The 16,881-nt window shown below is 70.2% G+C and carries 17 protein-coding genes and 1 tRNA gene; 11 read left to right on the top strand and 7 right to left on the bottom strand.

The annotated features are described in order from the left end of the window. The first annotated feature begins 178 nt into the window (after window positions 1-178). Together Msi02_RS29415 and Msi02_RS29410 are read left to right on the top strand one after the other, a co-directional pair. Entirely contained in the window at window positions 179-2,533 is a 2,355-nt protein-coding gene (locus Msi02_RS29415; protein WP_204051248.1) for a MinD/ParA family ATP-binding protein, read from the top strand. 99 nt (window positions 2,534-2,632) lie between these two features. Further along, window positions 2,633-2,721: transfer RNA gene (locus Msi02_RS29410), tRNA-Ser, on the top strand. A gap of 154 nt (window positions 2,722-2,875) precedes the next feature. Here Msi02_RS29410 and Msi02_RS29405 read toward each other — a convergent pair. The 3 genes from Msi02_RS29405 to Msi02_RS29395 all read right to left on the bottom strand — a co-directional run bounded on the left by Msi02_RS29405 (window position 2,876) and on the right by Msi02_RS29395 (window position 5,552). Then, window positions 2,876-3,460: a hypothetical protein gene (locus tag Msi02_RS29405; RefSeq protein ID WP_204051247.1), complete on the bottom strand. Its 585-nt coding sequence runs from the start codon at window positions 3,458-3,460 to the stop codon at window positions 2,876-2,878. Between the two features lie 221 nt (window positions 3,461-3,681). Next, the gene (locus tag Msi02_RS29400) at window positions 3,682-4,851 is read right to left on the bottom strand and encodes an endo-1,4-beta-xylanase (RefSeq protein WP_204051246.1); all 1,170 of its coding nucleotides are present in this window, start codon (window positions 4,849-4,851) and stop codon (window positions 3,682-3,684) included. Between the two features lie 71 nt (window positions 4,852-4,922). After that, the gene (locus Msi02_RS29395) at window positions 4,923-5,552 is read right to left on the bottom strand and encodes a polysaccharide deacetylase family protein (RefSeq protein WP_204051245.1); all 630 of its coding nucleotides are present in this window, start codon (window positions 5,550-5,552) and stop codon (window positions 4,923-4,925) included. Between the two features lie 693 nt (window positions 5,553-6,245). On the opposite strand from Msi02_RS29395, the gene Msi02_RS29390 reads away from it, so the two are divergent. The 4 genes from Msi02_RS29390 to Msi02_RS29375 all read left to right on the top strand — a co-directional run bounded on the left by Msi02_RS29390 (window position 6,246) and on the right by Msi02_RS29375 (window position 11,238). Further along, on the top strand, window positions 6,246-7,676 hold the full coding sequence (locus Msi02_RS29390; protein ID WP_239108797.1) for an MDR family MFS transporter: 1,431 nt from the start codon (window positions 6,246-6,248) through the stop codon (window positions 7,674-7,676). Window positions 7,677-7,926: 250 nt separating this feature from the next. Continuing rightward, window positions 7,927-8,709 (top strand): carbon-nitrogen hydrolase family protein, encoded by a 783-nt coding sequence (locus Msi02_RS29385; protein WP_204051244.1) that lies wholly within the window; start codon window positions 7,927-7,929, stop codon window positions 8,707-8,709. A 148-nt stretch (window positions 8,710-8,857) separates the two neighbouring features. Next, window positions 8,858-10,420, top strand: coding sequence for an alpha/beta hydrolase (locus Msi02_RS29380; RefSeq protein ID WP_204051243.1), 1,563 nt, complete (start codon window positions 8,858-8,860; stop codon window positions 10,418-10,420). A gap of 83 nt (window positions 10,421-10,503) precedes the next feature. Continuing rightward, window positions 10,504-11,238, top strand: coding sequence for an alanyl-tRNA editing protein (locus Msi02_RS29375; RefSeq protein ID WP_204051242.1), 735 nt, complete (start codon window positions 10,504-10,506; stop codon window positions 11,236-11,238). Between the two features lie 31 nt (window positions 11,239-11,269). Here Msi02_RS29375 and Msi02_RS29370 read toward each other — a convergent pair whose 3' ends face one another. Both Msi02_RS29370 and Msi02_RS43520 read right to left on the bottom strand, forming a co-directional pair. Beyond that, window positions 11,270-11,884 (bottom strand): GNAT family N-acetyltransferase, encoded by a 615-nt coding sequence (locus tag Msi02_RS29370; protein ID WP_204051241.1) that lies wholly within the window; start codon window positions 11,882-11,884, stop codon window positions 11,270-11,272. Further along, window positions 11,881-12,075: a mycothiol transferase gene (locus Msi02_RS43520; protein ID WP_373308321.1), complete on the bottom strand. Its 195-nt coding sequence runs from the start codon at window positions 12,073-12,075 to the stop codon at window positions 11,881-11,883. The genes Msi02_RS29370 and Msi02_RS43520 overlap by 4 nt, the downstream gene beginning before the upstream one ends. Before the next feature lie 152 nt (window positions 12,076-12,227). Between Msi02_RS43520 and Msi02_RS29360 the strand changes: the two genes are divergently transcribed. Next, a complete protein-coding gene (locus Msi02_RS29360) occupies window positions 12,228-12,452 on the top strand; it encodes a helix-turn-helix transcriptional regulator (protein WP_204051240.1) in 225 nt (74 codons plus the stop codon). After that, a complete protein-coding gene (locus tag Msi02_RS29355) occupies window positions 12,452-13,180 on the top strand; it encodes a helix-turn-helix transcriptional regulator (protein ID WP_204051239.1) in 729 nt (242 codons plus the stop codon). Before Msi02_RS29360 ends, Msi02_RS29355 begins: the two co-directional genes overlap by 1 nt. A 10-nt stretch (window positions 13,181-13,190) precedes the next feature. Here the strand turns inward: Msi02_RS29355 and Msi02_RS29350 are convergent, their stop codons facing one another. Next, complete coding sequence (locus Msi02_RS29350; RefSeq protein ID WP_204051238.1) at window positions 13,191-13,712, bottom strand: helix-turn-helix domain-containing protein; 522 nt, start codon at window positions 13,710-13,712, stop codon at window positions 13,191-13,193. 82 nt (window positions 13,713-13,794) lie between these two features. Between Msi02_RS29350 and Msi02_RS29345 the strand changes: the two genes are divergently transcribed. Further along, window positions 13,795-14,136 (top strand): hypothetical protein, encoded by a 342-nt coding sequence (locus Msi02_RS29345; RefSeq protein WP_204051237.1) that lies wholly within the window; start codon window positions 13,795-13,797, stop codon window positions 14,134-14,136. 14 nt (window positions 14,137-14,150) lie between these two features. Then, window positions 14,151-15,086 carry an alpha/beta hydrolase family protein gene (locus Msi02_RS29340; RefSeq protein WP_204051236.1) on the top strand — a complete coding sequence of 312 codons (936 nt, stop codon included), beginning with the start codon at window positions 14,151-14,153 and terminating at the stop codon, window positions 15,084-15,086. Window positions 15,087-15,116: 30 nt separating this feature from the next. On the opposite strand, the gene Msi02_RS29335 is transcribed toward Msi02_RS29340, so the two are convergent. Then, entirely contained in the window at window positions 15,117-15,935 is an 819-nt protein-coding gene (locus tag Msi02_RS29335) for an oxidoreductase (protein ID WP_204051235.1), read from the bottom strand. 238 nt (window positions 15,936-16,173) lie between these two features. Here Msi02_RS29335 and Msi02_RS29330 point away from each other — a divergent pair. Continuing rightward, on the top strand, window positions 16,174-16,881 hold a 708-nt coding region (locus Msi02_RS29330), incomplete at its 3' end, for a MarR family transcriptional regulator (protein ID WP_204051234.1).

Here is a 16,881-nt window from a genome sequence, read left to right as displayed (position 1 = left end):
AAGTAGCGTGACGGAGAACTCGGCGGTTGCCCGCATTCACCGTATTACGTGGCGCTAATCTGCAATGTGTTTGCTACCCCATTAGCCCAGCCCGAGGGGGTACACGGTGGCGAGACATGATCGTGAGGATCCCCATTCTCTCGAGGACCAGCTGGCATGGCTTGACGCGATCAAGGAAATGCCCGACGAGGTGGAGATAGCGGTCAGCGCGGTCACCTCCGCCACGCTCGCCTCTCCACCGCCGCCACCCGCCGACCCCGAGCCCGCCTCGCCGTACCCCGCCGACCCCTGGAGCCTCGTCCCGGCCGAGCCCGCGTCCGGCGGTCTGCTCCGCGGCACGGCCGACAGCGCGACCGGCTCCGCGTACGGCGCTCCGGTACAGGAGGACGCTTCGGAGGCGTCGTCCACCGGCCCCGTCCGCGAGCCCCTCTTCGGCGCAGGCTATTCCGAGGGTTTTGGGTACGAAAGTAGCGAAAAGTCCGGATTTGGGTCCGGGTATGGCGCCGACTCGGCGTACGGCGAGACGAACTTCTCCGACACGAACTTCGGCGACACGACGAACGTGGGTGACACGGCGGCCTTCGGCGACACGACGGCCTTCGTGACCAGGCCCGAGTCCTCGCCCTCTGAGGAGCGTGAGGACCCGTCGCCGGCCGAGTCGCCCAGCGCGTTCGGCGCACCGCCGGAGACGAAGGGCGAGGAATCCGCCACGGCGACCGGGCCGGTGAGCGCCCCGCCGTTCGATTCGCCTCTCGGTTCTTTCGGCGCGCCGTCGGATCGTTCTGTGGAGTCGTCCTTCCCGGGGTCTTTCGGTGCCTCGTCCGGTGCGGGATCGGAGTCCCCCGAGGGGGCCTCGGGCGACGACCAGGAGTCGCCGGAGGACGAGGGACGCCCCACCACGCCGCCGGGCGGCCTGAGCGGTCCCTCGTCCTTCACCACCCCTCTGTTCGGCGAACGGGCTCCCGGCGGCGCCTTCCCCGGCTCCCCGGCGGACACCGACGCCTACAAGAACATCGGTGCGTTCTCCGGCAGCGAGTCGGTCAAGCCCTTCGCCTCCCCGGCGTCCGGCTCGACGAGGGAGCCGCTGCGTGGCTGGCTGGAGCCGGCCGTGCCGGTGCCGGCCGCCCAGCAGGAACCCTCCGCCCCCGCCTCCCCCGCCGAGCCGGAGGAGCCGCCCGCGCCGCCGGAGATCCCGTCTCCGTTCGCCACCCCACGGGCCGAGACCGCGCCGGACTTCACGGACGACCGCTTCACCGGCTCGCTACGGGAGGACTTGGCCGCCGAGGAGCGCAAGCCGTACGAGCCGGGTCCGATCGCGGCGCCGACGCCCCCGCCGGCGGCCGCACCCGCACCTCAACTCGCGCCAGCGCCCGCACCCGCCGCACCTCAACCCGCGCCCGAGCGCGCGTCGGCGCCGAGCCCCGCACCGGACCAGACGTCCGCTGTGGAACGGGACGCGGTGACGGAGCGGGAGGCCTACCAGCCCCCGCGCCGACCGGCTCCCCCCGTCTCGGCCTTCAGTTCGCCCGCGCGTACGACCGGGAGGTCGGCGGGGTCGAAGCCGACCGCCGACAGCCTCGACCCGGTCACCCTGCTGCGGGGACGGAGGAACGCTCCCGCGACGGGCTGGCGGCGGCTGGTCTACAAGGCGTCCGCCGGGCTGATCAAGCCGGGTGAGGCCCCGGAGGTGCGGCGGCGCCGTGAACTCGTGCAGCGCGCCCGCACGCCCGTCGCCACCGGCCACCACCGGGTCGCCGTCCTCAGCCTCAAGGGCGGGGTGGGCAAGACCACGACGACCGTCGGACTCGGCGCCACGCTCGCGCAGGTGCGCGGCGACCGTGTCATCGCGGTGGACGCCAACCCCGACCGTGGAACGCTCTCCGACAAGGTCGAGCTGGAGACCTCGGCCACCGTACGCGACCTGCTGAACGAGCGCGCGCAGATCAAGCGGTACGTGGACATCCGGGCCTTCACCTCCCAGACGCCCTCGCGGCTGGAGATCCTGGCGTCGGACCGCGACCCGTCGGTGTCGGAGGCCTTCAGCGCCAAGGACTACCACGCGGTGGCGAACGTGCTGGAGAACTTCTACTCCATCTGCATCACCGACTGCGGCACCGGTCTCCTGCACTCCGCCATGTCGGGTGTGCTCGGCATGGCCGACCAGATCGTGCTGGTCAGCTCGCCGTCCGTGGACGGCGCCCGGGCGGCCTCGGCGACGCTGGACTGGCTGGAGGCGCACCACTACGGCGACCTCGTCCGGGCCGCCACCGTGGTGCTGTGCAGCGTACGGCCCCGGTCGAAGTCCACGGTGGACCTCGACAAGCTGGAGGCCCACTTCGCCGCCCGCTGCCGCACGGTGGTCCGCGTGCCGTACGACGCCCACCTGGAGGAGGGCGCGGAGATCGACCTGGACCGCCTCCAGCAGGCCACCCGGGACGCCTACCTCCGCCTGGCCGCCTCCGTGGGCGACGGCTTCGCCGGGCCGCAGGCGCTGGCCGAGCCCAGGTTCTCGGAGATCCCGGACCACCTGTGAGTTATCGCGGAGGCGGGATGATCTCTTTCGCGGTCGCGGTCACGCGCCGAGGAGTGAGAGACTAGGCTGCTGCGTGGCGCTCCAGCGTGGGGCGCCCGGGGAGAGCTCGCCTAGTGGACGATGGCGGCGGTCTTGAAAACCGCTAGGCCGGGTGACCGGTCTCGTGGGTTCGAATCCCACGCTCTCCGCTCAACCAGCAAAAACGGCGTCTGACCAGCGGTTTCGCTCGGTTCAGACGCCGTTGCTCGTTCCAGCCATGCCTAGCCGTAGGCCACCAAGAGCAGCCCCCGGCCGATGGTGAGCCGCTCGCGGTGGGTGGGCTTCCTCGCTGTCTCGCCGGTCTCATGTGATCAAGCGGGCGAGCGGATCGGCGGCCAGGCGACGGAGGGTCATGGCCGTCTGGATTGCCTGGCCGGCGAAGGGCTCAGGTCGGCTACCGGACTCGATTGCCTCCGCGATGGCAAGGAGATCATCGGGAGGCATCAGTGGGGTATGGACATCGCGAAGGTACAGCCGCCCGCTGGCAGAGGCAGACTCCACTATCTGCAGGTAGGGGATGCGCCGGCCGATCGTGGCGTCCAGGCGCACGTACGCCGTGGACAGGTCGAATCGCTTGGCCTTCAGGGCCCCTTGGATGACGAGCACCGTGCCGAAGAGGTCGACGCGAAAGCGCAATACCCGCACACTCACGTAGGTCATCGCGAACACGGGAAAGAGCGCGATCAACGCGGTACCTGCGAACAGGACTAGCGCGGGCGAAGGCCCGCAGCCCAGATAGTCCCTTATTTCCTCCTGCTGGCTCGGCGGAGCATCTTCCGGAATGAACTCGCAGAGGACCGGCCCATGCAAGGCTTGCTGGAATGTCGATGACCGTACGAGCGTGACCGCGGATATGGCCAGGTAGAGGATGACGAGAAGAGTGGCCACCGGGACAGTGGTCTTCGCCAGGACGGACGGGCCTACGCGGAGCCGCAGAGGGGAAGTGGCCACCCGATCAAAGCTATAGATCTTGTGCTCTTCCCGATAGCCCTGTCCAGGCGACGGCAGTGCAGGGGCACATCGTGGACGAGGAAAAACGCCGCCGCACTCCATGAGTGCGGCAATGGGGCCGCACTCACGGAGTGCGGCCCCCATGCGTGTCGGTACGGTCAGTTGTGGCCGGCGCCCGGGCCGGAGCGGTGCGGCGCGCCCGCGGCGAGTGCCAGGTCCTGCTGGAGCACGTAGTACTGCGACTTGGGCTGCAGGTTCCCGTCATACAGCAGGGCGGCGCCCTCCTGCGGGTTGTCGAACCAGCCGGGGATCCAGGAATACGTGTCGCCGAATCCCCAGGGGGTGAACGAGATGCACTCGCGCACGGCGAGACACGCCTTCAGGGCGCGGGACCAGTAGCTCTCCTGGGCGTACCCGGCCAGCGGGTTGGTCGGGGTGTTCTCGTTCGGCGGGGCCTGCGTGAACGTGCGGACGTCCACCTCGGTCTCGGCCACCTTCAGGCCGAGGTCCGCGAAGCGCTGCAGGTTGTTCTGCAGGTCCGGGAAGCCGTACTGGGTGTCCAGGTGACCCTGGAAGCCGACGCCGTCGATGGGCACACGCTGCGCCTTCAGGGACCGGACGAGGTCGTAGACGGCGTTGCTCTTCACCCCGGTGAACTCGAGGTTGTAGTCGTTGTAGAACAGCAGGGCCTTGGGGTCGGCCTCGTGGGCCCAGCGGAAGGCGTCGGCGATGTAGCCGAGACCGCCCCACGCCTTGTACCAGATGGTCTGGCGGGGCTGCCCGTCGTCGTCGAACGCCTCGTTGACCACGTCCCACTGCCAGATGTCGCCCTTGAAGTGCTTCACCTGATCCTGGATGTGCTTCTTCAGCAGGGCCTTCAGCTCGTCGTTGGACAGCGTGGTGGTGTAGCCGTCGGAGGAGAGCCAGGTGGGGAGCTGGCTGTGCCACACCAGCGTGTGGCCGCGGACCAGCTGCTTGTTCTTCTTCGCGAAGGCGACCAGCCGGTCGGCGGCAGCCCAGTCGTACGTGCCGCGGGTGGGCTCCACCAGTTGCCACTTCATCACGTTCTCGGGAGTGACGCTGGAGAACTGCTCGGCCGTGATCCGGGTGTAGTCGGCGTTGCTGCCGAGTTCGTCCGTGTTCACGGCGGTGCCGATACGCAGACCGACCCGGTCGCCGAGGGCACGCAGCGAGTCCGCGGGGTACCTGGCGGCCTGGGACTGTGCGGGGGCGGCGCCGGGTTCGGCCGAGGCCGAGCCGGTGAGAGCCATCCCGCCCAGCAGGACCGTGGCGCTCACGAGGCCGATGGACAGTGCGGGACGAAGCAAAGGAACTCCTCGGGTTGGGGGGAAACGGGGGGTGATGGGTGGTGCGTTCAGGTGATGGTGGTGCGTTCAGGTCAGCCCCGGCGGGCGGGCAGCGACAGGTGCCATCCCTCCGACCGCAGCGCGGGGATGACGGCGTCGACGGCGTCGACGGTCTGGCTCCGGTCCCCGCCGCCGTCGTGCATCAGGACCACCGCGCCCGGCGTGATTCCTTCTCGCAGGCGGCGGATCAGCTCTGCGGTGCCCGGCGGATCCCAGTCGCCGATGGCCATGCGCCAGCCCAGCGCCTGCATGCCGAGATCGGCCGCGACGGTCGGTGTCTGCCCCCAACTGCCGTACGGGGCTCGGAAGTACGGGATGTGCGCCCCCGGCACCGCTGCGCGGATGGCGGCGCTCGTCTCCAGGAGATCGGCGCGGATCTGCTCCGCCGACCAGGTCGCCATGTCGTCGTGGTGCATGCTGTGGTTGCACAACGTGTGGCGGTCGGCGACGATCTGCCGGACGATCTCCGGATGCCGCCGTACGTGATCGCCCCAGAGGCAGAAGACCGCTTTCACGTGGTGCTCGCGCAGCACGTCGAGCAGGCGCAGCGTGTCGGGCGGGTTCGGGCCGTCGTCGAAGGTGAAGCCGACCGACAGCCCACCGCTGCGGGTCGAGTCGACGACCGTGGGGATCGGGTTGTCCGCCAGGACTGGATGCGCCATGCCCAGCACCAGCCCTATGGCGGCCAGTGGGACTGAGAGAAGACGTGGCCGGCGTGGGCGTCGGCTTCGATTGACCACGACTACTCCTCTTCGGACGACAAGACTGCCCGAAAGTTTCGGCAGTGTTGCGAAAGCAATGCCGACCATAGGAACCTGTTTGTTGTACGTCAAGAGTCACAACCACCAGCGAGTTCGCGGGCAGCGCGGGTTTCATGGGGTGAGAGGCGAGACTCGGCCTCCATCATGCTGCGAAGCAAGGGGTGCTTGTTCCGAAACTTTTCGGCGACTCCGTGTGGGGAAGGTGGTCGTGCGAGGTGGCGTTGTCGGCAGGACCGCTGCAGCGTCTTGGCCGAGTACGTGGAAGAGGCTCGGGAGGCGGAGATCTTGTAGAGGAGACGCCGGCGGGAGCATATGGTGATCTTCTTGCGGCATCTGCGGCTGAGCCTCGGGCTCACTGCCATGTGTGGCCGTATGCGGTGAATCCTCCGCCGGTGAAAACCAAGTGACATTTCGGGTCGCTTGCCGGAATGCTGGCTGAGGACGACGAGTTTTGTCGGTGGCGCCTGTCAGGCTTTCTACGACCACAACTTCTTGGGAGACCCAAGGCTGGGGCCGGCAAGGGCCTCGTCATGTCCCGACAACACTGATCGAGGTGCCGTGACCATCACCCAATCCGATTCCCCTGTCAAAGCCGTGACGGCCGTTTCGAAGAGCACCCCCGGCACCCCGCCCGTGATTCGGCTGCTGGTGCTCGCCACGTTCGTGGTCGTCCTCAACGAGACGATCATGATCAATGCGATCCCCCGGCTGATGGGTGCTCTGCACATCACCGAGCAGACCGCGCAGTGGCTCTCGACCGCCTTCATGCTGACCATGGCCGCCGTCATCCCGATCACCGGATGGTTCCTGCAGCGGGTGTCCACCCGTCGCGCGTACGCCACCGCGATGGGTCTGTTCCTGCTCGGCACGGCGTTGGCCGCCGTCGCGCCGTCGTTCGAGGTATTGCTGGGCGCCCGGATCATCCAGGCGTCCGGGACCGCCGTGATGATGCCGCTGCTGATGACCACATTGATGCAGGTAGTGCCCGAGGCGGATCGGGGCCGCGTGATGGGCAACGTCAGCCTGGCCATCTCGGTCGCGCCCGCGATGGGCCCGGCGGTCTCGGGGTTGATCCTCCAGCTCGGGTCCTGGCGGCTGCTGTTCGCCGTGGTGCTCCCCATCGCCGCGCTGATCACCTGGCGCGGCCTGAAGCAGCTCAAGAATGTGGGAGAGCCGCAGGTCAGCACCATCGACTGGTTGAGCGTGGTGACCGCTGCCGGCGGCTTCGGCGGCCTGGTCTACGGGCTCAGCCGGTTCGAGGGCGGTGACGTCCGCGTTGCCGCCGCAGTCGTCGCAGCGGGCCTGGTCGCCATCGTCGTCTTCGTCGTCCGCCAGTTGTCGCTGCAGAAGCGCGGCGTGCCGCTGATGGACCTGCGCACCCTGCGCCACCGCACCTACACGGTCGCGCTGATCCTGATGTCGGTTGCCTTCATGGCGATGCTCGGTTCGATGATCCTGCTGCCGCTGTACCTGCAGAACGTCCGTGAGCTCAGCCCCCTGGAGACCGGACTCCTCGTGATGCCGGGCGGCCTCGCGATGGGGCTGCTCGGCCCGGCCGTCGGCCGCCTGTTCGACCGTTTCGGCGGCCGGGTCCTGGTCATTCCCGGCGCGGTCGGGATCACCCTCGCGCTCGCCGGCTTCACACAGGTCACGATGACCATGCCCTACTGGCAGCTCCTGGGTCTGCACGCGTTGCTGATGGTGAGTCTGGCCGCGGCCTTCACCCCGGTGTTCACCCTCGGGCTCGGAGCGGTTCCTCCACGGCTCTACTCCCACGGCAGCTCGATCCTGAGCACGCTGCAGCAGGTCGCCGCGGCCTTCGGCACCGCGCTCGTGATCACCGTGATGAGCGCGCGAGCCGAGGCACTGAAATCCGCGGGAACCGCGGAGGTGCTCGCCAACCTCGAGGGCATGCGGCTGGCCTTCATCATCGGCGCAGTGCTGTCTTTGGCCGTGGTCGTCACCGCCGTGCTCCTCCCGGCCCGCGCGGACAGCACCGCCGAGGTCGAGGAACCCGCCAGGTGAAGCGGCGCGACGGCTGCCCGTCTCCGTCCCGGTCACAGCCTGGGCGTTCACGCTGCCGTCGCCTCGGCCTGGGCCGGTGTGGGTTCGCAACACGGTTTCGCAGCACGGTTTCGCAGCGCGGTTTCGCAGCACGGTACGGAACACCAGCCGGCTGAGGGCCGGCATCGCTCCCGGGGCCCACCACCCGAGGAGGGCCGCGCCTGCCGTTTCGGCGTAGTTTCGAGATCTACGGGCCGACGTGGAGGTGTTCGTGCGAGTCGTGGTGACACAGCCTGCGGAATGGCACTCTGACGGCGACCGGAACTTCGACGCGGTGCTGCGCGACGCCGAGCGGTCGCGCATCCGGTTCGGTCCGGATGACGTCGTGGTGCTGCCCGAACTGGCCGGCGCGGAGCTCGGCGACCGGCGGTATCGGCGGCGGGTCGAAGGGCTCGCCCGGTCGCTGGGCAGCTGGGTCGTCGGCGGATCGCACCACTGCGCGTCCGGCTCCGGCACGGTCAACCGCGGAGTCGTCGCCGACCCCGGTGGATCGGTGGTCGCGGACTACGAGAAGCTCAATCCGTACGGCGACGAGCGGGCCGCCGGAGTCCTCGGCGGCAGCCGTCCGCGTGCCGTCGAGGTCGGCGGCCGTCGGTTGCTCGTCCTGTTGTGCGCGGACTTCTGGTATTTCGACTCGCTCGCCGCCGAGTCCGGGCCCGACCTCGTGATCGTCCCTGCGTTCTCGGTCACCCAGCGGCCGTCGCCCGCCATCGCGCGCTCCCTCTGGCGGCACATGGCCGTGTCGCGGGCGTACGAGTTGACCGCGTTCGTGGCGATCAGCGATTGGGCGCACCCCTCGGCGTACCGGGGGCGGACGGGGTGCGGGGTGGCGGGCTTCGCCGATCCCAACCCCGCGACCTCCCGAGGGCTGTTCCGCGGGCTCGGCAACAGGCGCCTGGCCGCCTTCGAGCCCGACTTCGCCGCGCTCACCGACCTGCGGGACAACCGGAGGGACAGGAACTTCGCCGCGGTGCGTTCCCGTCCTGTCGCCTGACCAGGAATTACGCTCGCCGTACAACGGGTGAATCGGTCGTGAGTACGCCGAACTGATGAAACGTTTTTCCGTCTCTGGTCGGATTCCTGTTTGACATAAATTGCTCACAATTGGTGCTCCATGTCGTCATCCCCAAATGGAGGGCCGTGTGCGAGCACGAGCGCGATTAAGCGTCGTCGTCTCTTCCCTCATCGCCGCCCTGCTTCCCCTCTCGCCGGTCGCCGCGGGCACCGCCGAGCAGGGCAGAGGCGGGCCCACCCCATCCGTCACCTGGACACCCTGCGCGGACGACCCCACCGCGGACTGCGGCACGCTGGCCGTGCCGATCGACTGGGCCCGGCCCCGCGGCGCGACCATCGACCTCGCGCTCGTCCGGCGCAAGGCGACCGACCCGGCGGCCAGGGTGGGTTCGCTGGTCATCAATCCGGGCGGACCCGGCGGATCGGGCGTGGACGCGGTCCTCGGAAACCGGCTTCCCTTCAGCGCGGAAATCACCCGCCGTTTCGACCTCGTCGGCTTCGACCCGCGCGGCGTCGCGCGCAGCCACCCCGTCATCTGCTCGACCGCTCTCGCCTACCAGGCGCCCGACCCGCTCTCGCTGCGCAGCCAGGCCGACTTCACCGCTCTCGTCGCCTACAACCAGCGGTTGCGCGAGGACTGCCGGGCGCGCACCGGGCCGCTGTTCGACCACGTGGACACGCTCAGCGTCGTACGCGACCTCGACGCCATCCGCGCCGCCCTCGGTGACGAGAAGCTGACCTACTACGGGGTCTCGTACGGCACGCTCATCGGGCAGCTCTACGCGGAGCGCTTCCCCGGCCGCGTACGGGCCCTGGCGCTCGACAGCAACATGGACCACAGCCTGGGCACCGGGGCGTTCCTCGACACCGAGACCGCGACGGTGCAGGACTCGTTCGACGAGTTCGTCTCCTGGTGCGACCGGACCGAGTCGTGCGCGCTGCACGGGAAGGACGTACGGGCGCTGTGGGCCGGCCTGATCGCCCGCGCCGACCGGGGTGAGCTGCCGTTCCCCGGGGACCCGTCGATCTCCCTGAACCGGGCCTCCCTGCTGTCCCTGGTCTTCGGCGCCTTCTACGGACCGTCCTGGTCGCGGCTCGCGGAGTTGCTGGTCGCCCTGGACACCGGCGTCCGGCCCTCCGTGTCGCCGCCTGTCGAGCCGCGCGGCCAGGAGGACGAGGTCATCGAGAATCCGGCGCAGGTGTTCTGCGAGGACTACTCCCTGCCGGTGCGCGACTTCCGTGACTACGCCGCCCACCTGAGCCGGGCGGCGAGGATCGCGCCGGACATGCGGATCAGCCCGCTGGCGATCTCGATGATCGCCGCCTGCATCGGCCAGCCCACGCCGATTCCCAATCCCCAGCATCGGCTTCGGGTCGCCCCGAACGCGCAGGTGCTGCTGGGCAACGCGGTCCACGACCCGGCCACTCCCTACTCCTGGGCGGCGAGCACCGCCGGGCAGATCGGCCGCGCGGGCGTGTTGCTCACCTACGAGGGCTGGGGACACGGCATCTACGGGCGCGGGGACTGCACGACCGGGGCGTTCGACCGCTACCTGGTCTCGCGTACGCTCCCGGCCCGGGGCACCCGCTGCCCGGCGGTACCGCCCGCTGAGGCCACGCTGCGCCGGGCCCCATGGCCCGTGCCGTCCGGACCCATCCCCGGCCTGCCCGGCTGGCGATTCCGGTCCTGACCGATGACACCACCCGGGTGCGGACCGTACGACCCGCGCCCGGGACGGGCCCCGGTCCGTGGGCCGTGGATAAACTCGGTGAGGTGACGTTCGATCTTCACGGGCGGACGAGGCGGCTGGAGCTGACCGACCAGGATCTGCGGTCCTTCGAGGCCGTCGTGCTGGAGGCCACGCCGGACGGGATCGTCCTGGACCGATCGGCCTTCTACCCGGGCGGCGGAGGCCAGCCGCCGGACCACGGCGTGCTGCTGTGGCAGGGCGTCGAGACCCGCATCGAGGGCGTGCGCAAGGGGGACGACCTCTATCTCATCCCTGCGGCGGACGACCCGATCCCGCCCGCCGGCACGGTCGTACGGGCGGCGGTCGCCGACGAGCGGCGCTCCGCGCTCATGCGCACCCACTCGGGCCTGCACGTGCTGTGCGGCGTCGTGTTCCGCGACTACGGGGCCCTGGTCACCGGCGGGAACATGGAGCCGATGACCGCGCGGATGGACTTCAACCTCCCCGAGGTGCCGCCCGGCTTCAAGGAGGCGGTCGAGGACGCGTGCAACGCCGAGATCGCCGCCGACCGGCGGATCGACGTACGCGTGCTGCCGCGCGCGGAGGCCTTCGCGATCCCCGACATCATCCGCACCGCGACGAACCTCGTGCCGGAGGACATCCCCGAGGTGCGGATCATCGACATCGTGGGTCTCGACACCCAGGCCGACGGGGGCACGCACGTCGCGTCGACCAAGCAGATCGGCAGGATCAAGGTCGCCAAGATCGAGAGCAAGGGTCGCGGCTTCCGCCGCCTCCGCATCGCGATCTCCGACTGACGGCCCGACCACGCCGTACGCCGCGGGACGGTCAGAAGTCGATCCGCACGACGGCTCGCCTGAGGGTCGGCCTGCTCACCTCGGTGAACCCCGCGTCGAGGAAGACGTCGCGGCTGCCGACGTGCAGTTCGCCCCAGGTGATCTCGACGCCCGGACGGGTGATCATCGGGTATGCCTCCAGGGCCTGGGCTCCCCGCCTCCGGGCGAAGTCGATCGTGGCGCGTGCGAGCGCGTACGTCACCCCGCGCCGGCGGAAGCCTCTGCGGGTGACGAAGCAGGTCACGGCCCAGACGCTGTCGTCGGTTTCGTCCTCCTGCCGCCCGGTCCAGGGGACGCGGGTGCGGGTCAGCTGAGGGTAGGCCGTCCGGGGCTCGACCGCGCACCACCCGACCGGCTCACCGTCCAGATAGGCCACGAGACCGCTGGTCGACCGGGCTCCGGGGGTTCCGCAGCCGGTCTGCTCGCGCAGGCGCGCGGCACGCTCGGCGTCCGAGACCGAGCCCCACTGGTAGGTGAAGATCTTGTAGCGCTGGCAATGGCAGTCGGTCGTACCGAAGATCGCCCGCAGGTCGTCCCACGACGCCCGGTTGGCGGGGACGATGACGAGCCGATCGGGGGGAATCGGCTCGGTGATGTCCTGCCTCATTCCGCCGGCTGGTCCTCTCCGACCAGGCCGTCGACGGACTCGCGGATGAGGTCGGCGTGCCCGACGTGGCGGGAGTACTCCTCGATCATGTCGATCAGCAGGCGGCGGAGGCTGGGCGACTCGCCGCGTGAGCCGGTGTACGCCGCGAGCCGTCCGAGGCCGCCCTCGGCCAGCGCCTGCCGCACTTCCACGCGAATATCCGGCGCTGGCGGTCCAGGGAGCCCAGCAAGGTGTCGATCTCGTCGCCCGCCACCGGCGGCTCATAAAGGACGTTTTCGGTCATGGCGGACAGGCTACGGTGCATTCCGGACGATCTGCTTCCGGAATGCGACGAGGTTGCCGAATGACGCACGACGAGAGCCCGACCGCCCGGGCGCTCCTGCTCCTGGAAATGGTCCAGAGCAGCCCCGGCATCACGGCGCAACGGCTGGCCGTCCGGCTCGGCGTCTCCGAGCGGGCGGCCCGGCGTTACGTCGGCATCCTGCGCGAGGCCGGCATCCCGATCGAGTCCGAACGCGGCCCCTACGGGGGATACCGCATGGCCGGGGGCTACGGCTGCCTCCCCTGATGTTCACGCCGGCCGAGGCGCTCGGGCTGGTGATGGCCGTGCTGGACGGCCACCACAACACGGGGGACCCGGCCGATCCCGTGGGCGGCGCGCTCGGCAAGATCATGCGAGTGCTTCCCGAGGCGGTCGCCGGGCCGGCCGCGGCGGTGCGGAGCCTGAGCACGAGACACCCCGAGCCCGGGGCAAGGACTCCCGACCCGGAGACCACGGCCGTCCTCGCCCAGGCCTGCGCCGCGAACCGCCGGCTGCGGCTCGGATATCGCATCCGCCCCGGTGACGAGCGGGTCATGGAGGTCGACCCGTGGGCCGTCGTCGTACGCCGCGGCCGGTGGTATCTGCTGTGCTGGTCGCACACGAAGAACGCCCGACGGGTGCTGCGGGTGGACAAGGTGGCGGACGTCGAGGTTCTCGACGTCCTCGCCGTCCCTCCGGCCGATCTCGACCCCGCGGAGATGCTGGAGGACCACTTGTCGGCAGGGTGGCGGCACGAGGTGGAGGTCGTCGTCGGCGCGCCTGCCGAGGCCGCGGCCGAGTGGATCCCGCGCAGTCTGGGCCGCCTTGAGCCGATCGACGCGACCAGCACGCGACTGGTGGGCAGCACCGACGAACCGGACTGGTACGTCCGGCAGCTCACGGCGATCCGGGCGCCCTTCCGCATCGTCGGGTCACGCGAACTGCGGGAGGCCGCCGAAGCCCTCGGACGCCGCCTCCTCCGAGCGGGCGCTTGACGCGGGCGTTTCAGGACGGCATGACGATGGTGGACAGGATGCGCCGGGTGCGGCCCGGCGCGGGCTGGTTGGCGAGCCTCGGGACGAGCACCGCTCTCAGGTCCCGCAGGAAGTCCTGGAACTCCTCGTCGTCGAGGTACATGGCCGCCTGCCGGAAGCCCACGCCGTCGCGGCCGAGGTCGATGTCGTCGCGCGTGAGGTAGCGGTCGAAGTCGGCCAGCAGCGACGCGACGAACGTCATGAAGGCCTGACGGTGCTCCTCCGTCCCCAGCCCGGCCGCCTCCTCGGCGCTGACGTTCGCGTTGGCCGTACGCAGCCGGTAGGTCCGCTCGAAGGTGCCCCGCACCTTGCGCTCCGCCGCGACCTCCAGAACCTCGCCCTCGACCAGCGCCGCGACCTGCCGGTAGAGGGTCGCGGGCGGCACGTCGGGGAGCTCCGCGCGCAGGTCGGCCGTCGTCAGCATCCGCTCGCCCAGGAGCGCCTGGACGATGCGCAGCCGGATCGGGTGCAGCAGCAACTCGGCCGTCGTCATGGTCCTACGTTCTCACATTTGACATCATTCTCACAATCGAGAACAATCGGCCTCACCGAAGCGACAACCTGCGAGGAGTGCCATGAGCACCGTGACCGTCACCGCCGACGCCGTCGAAGTCCGCCTCACCGCCGTGGAGAAGGCCGCCGCCCTGCGTGCCGACCTGCGCGTCCCGCGCTCGGCGGTCCGATCCGCCGAGATCGTGGACGACGCGCTCGGCGCGGCCAGGGGTGTGCGCACCGGCCTCGGCGTGCCCGGCCGGCGCAAGCTCGGCACCTGGCACAGCCGGTCCGGCAGGGAGTTCGTCGACGTGCGCGACGGCCAGCCGGCGGTGCGGATCCACCTCGACGGGCACGGCTACTCCTCTCTGCTGCTGGGCGTGGACGACCCGCACACCGTGGTCGCCGCCCTCGCCGGCGCCTGAAACGGATCGACACGATGCGCGACATCGACCTCGACTTCGCCTCGGGCGGCGAGCGGCTCGCCGGCACGCTGACCCTGCCCGGCGGCGACGGGCCCTTCCCCGCGGTGCTGCTGGTCCCCGGCTCGGGACCGGTCGACCGTGACTCCGACCATCGGCGCCTCCCCCTCGGGGTGACCCGTCAGCTGGCGGAGGCGTTCGCGGCCGCCGGGATCGCGTCCCTCCGATACGACAAGCGGGGAGTGGGGGCCAGCACCGGCGGTTTCCTGGCGGCAGGGTTCCGCGACAACATGGACGACGCCGGAGCCGCGCTGGCCGCGCTGCGCGAACGTCCGGAGATCGACCCCGGCCGCGTGGCGCTGACCGGGCACAGCGAGGGCGCCCTCATCGCGACGTACCTCGCCGCCCACGACCCCGCGGTGGCGGCGGTCGTGCTGCTGGCCGGCACCGCCAGGAGCGGCGCGGAGACGCTGCGCTGGCAGGCCGCGCGCCTCGCGCCGACCATGCCGGCCTTCGTCCGCGCGGTGCTGCGCCTCACCCGCACCGACCTGGTCGCCAAGGTGACGAAGAACCACGAGCGCATCCGCCGTACGACGACCGACGTCGCCCGTATCGGCGGGGTCCGGGTGAACGCCCGGTGGACCCGCGAGTTCCTCGACTACGATCCCGCGGAAGATCTCGCCCGGATCCAGGCGCCGGTGCTGGCCGTCACGGGGGACAAGGACCTCCAGGTGAACCCGGAGGATCTGGCCCGCATGGCGGAGCTGGTGCCGGGACCGATCGAAACCCACGTGATCCCGGATCTCAGCCACATCCTGCGCAGGCAGCCCGGACCGCCGTCGCTGCGCGCGTACCGGCGTGAGGCGCGCGAGCCGATCGACGCGCAGGTCAGGGAACTCGTCACCGGCTGGCTCGCGGCACGGCTGTCGTCCTCGGCGCGAGACGCGGCGTGATTCCCTTTCAGGCCGTCGCACCGGGCCCGGCTACCCGAGGGAGCCGGTGACGAGCTTGTCGAACTCGCGGTCCGGCAGCGTCCTGTTGAGTTCGAGCAGGTTGTCGGCCATCCAGCCGACGGCGTAGCGGGTCTTGGGCTTACCGGCTTCGACGGCCTCGCGGATGGCCGCGGCCACGACGCCGGGATCGGAGGCCGGGCTGTCCACGCCGAGTTGGGTCTCGCTCCGCCTGGCCATGGCCTCGGCCATCGCCCCATAGGCGGTCGCGCCGGAGATCTCCCGCAGGTCCTGCGCCGTGTGATCCTCGAACCCGGTCTTGATGATCCCGGGCTGAATGATGACGACCTCGACGCCGAACTGCTCGACCTCCATGCGCAACGAGTCGGAGTACGCCTCCAGAGCGTGTTTCGCGGCGTAGTACCAGCAGCCGAGCGGCAACGCGATCTCGCCGCCGATCGACGACACGTTGACGATCGTGCCCGACCTCCGCTCGCGCATGTGCGGCAGGACGAGCTGGACCAGCCTGGCCGGTGCGAAGAGGTTCACCTCGAACTGGTCGCGCGCCAGTTCCAGGGGGACGTCTTCGGCCGCGCCGTGCACCACGGTGCCGGCGTTGTTGACCAGGACGTCGATCCGGCCCTGCTCCTCGATGACGGTGCGGACGACCCGTTCCAGGTCGGCGGGCTCGCGCGCGTCCATCGAGTGCACGTGCCCACCGGCGTCGGCGATGACGCCCATGTTCCGCACCCGCCTGGCCGCACCGTACACGATGTGACCCGCCCGCAGGAGTTCCAACGCGGTGGCCTTGCCGATGCCGGACGAGGCTCCGGTGACGAGTACGACCTTCATGATCAAACCTCCCGGACGGGGACTCCGTGGGGCGGCGTGCCGGCACGGGCGTCACGCCGTTCACGACTGGGGAGGCTACGGACGCCTTTTGCGCCGCGGCAACAAGCTCTTCGTATATGCGCAGGTGGACGGCGTTCGATTGGTGCAAAGAGCTGTCGCGGAATGCACCGGACGTTCTCTCCTGTTGCATTCGGCCGTCGCCGACCAGGACGATCTGACGAACGACGAGGAGGATCGGATGCCCGCACGAAGCCGCCTGAGCTTCGAGGACCGCCGCCGCATCGCCGAAGGGCTGGGGGACGGGCTGACCTACGCGGAGATCGCCCGGCGGTTGGGGCGGCCCAGGTCCACCGTCAGCCGCGAGATCTCTCGCAACGGCGGCCCGCACGGCTATCGGGCCCACCACGCCCAGCAGGCGACAAACTGGCGGGCTCGCCGTCGCCGGCCGGTCTCGCAGCCCGAACCCCCGGACACGTACGGCGACCGGGACGCCCGCACGGTCCAGGAGTTCACCGAGGACTTCACCGCCATGATGATCCAGACGGGGATGTCACCGCTGACGGCCAGGGTGTTCGCCGCGCTGTTCGTCAGCGACGGAGCCAGCCTGACCGCCGCGGAGCTGGTCCAACGCCTCCACGTGAGCCCGGCGTCGATCTCCAAGGCCATCCGATGGCTCGAGCAGCGCGGCCTGGTCGGCCGCGAACGTGAGGTTCGGCGCGAGCGTTACACCATAGACGTCGACGTGTGGTATCGCACCTGGTCGGAGAGTGCCAGGTCGATGGCACTGTGGGCGGACACCGCACGGCGTGGGGCGGGCGTCCTCGGCACCGGCACGCCGGTGGGCATGCGGCTGCACACGACCAGCCGGTTCTTCGAGCTCCTCAGCCGCGACATGGCGCAGGCCGCCGAGCACTGGCGGCAGGCCCTCTCCCTCCAGCGCCTCTCC

Origin of the sequence: Microbispora siamensis, assembly GCF_016863095.1 — a bacterium.
In the GTDB taxonomy this organism is placed as follows: Bacteria; Actinomycetota; Actinomycetes; order Streptosporangiales; family Streptosporangiaceae; genus Microbispora; species Microbispora siamensis.
Note: the sequence above shows the minus strand (reverse complement) of the source record. Positions and strands in the feature narration are given on the sequence as shown.

Bases quoted from the DNA above. Each gene is read 5' to 3' on its own strand.
- Msi02_RS29415 (WP_204051248.1), top strand. From the start codon at position 179: ATGCCCGACGAGGTGGAGATAGCGGTCAGCGCGGTCACCTCCGCCACG.
- Msi02_RS29395 (WP_204051245.1), bottom strand. From the start codon at position 5,552: ATGGCGCATCCAGTCCTGGCGGACAACCCGATCCCCACGGTCGTCGAC.
- Msi02_RS29370 (WP_204051241.1), bottom strand. From the start codon at position 11,884: ATGAGGCAGGACATCACCGAGCCGATTCCCCCCGATCGGCTCGTCATC.
- Msi02_RS29360 (WP_204051240.1), top strand. From the start codon at position 12,228: ATGACGCACGACGAGAGCCCGACCGCCCGGGCGCTCCTGCTCCTGGAA.
- Msi02_RS29355 (WP_204051239.1), top strand. From the start codon at position 12,452: ATGTTCACGCCGGCCGAGGCGCTCGGGCTGGTGATGGCCGTGCTGGAC.
- Msi02_RS29350 (WP_204051238.1), bottom strand. From the start codon at position 13,712: ATGACGACGGCCGAGTTGCTGCTGCACCCGATCCGGCTGCGCATCGTC.
- Msi02_RS29345 (WP_204051237.1), top strand. From the start codon at position 13,795: ATGAGCACCGTGACCGTCACCGCCGACGCCGTCGAAGTCCGCCTCACC.
- Msi02_RS29340 (WP_204051236.1), top strand. From the start codon at position 14,151: ATGCGCGACATCGACCTCGACTTCGCCTCGGGCGGCGAGCGGCTCGCC.
- Msi02_RS29335 (WP_204051235.1), bottom strand. From the start codon at position 15,935: ATGAAGGTCGTACTCGTCACCGGAGCCTCGTCCGGCATCGGCAAGGCC.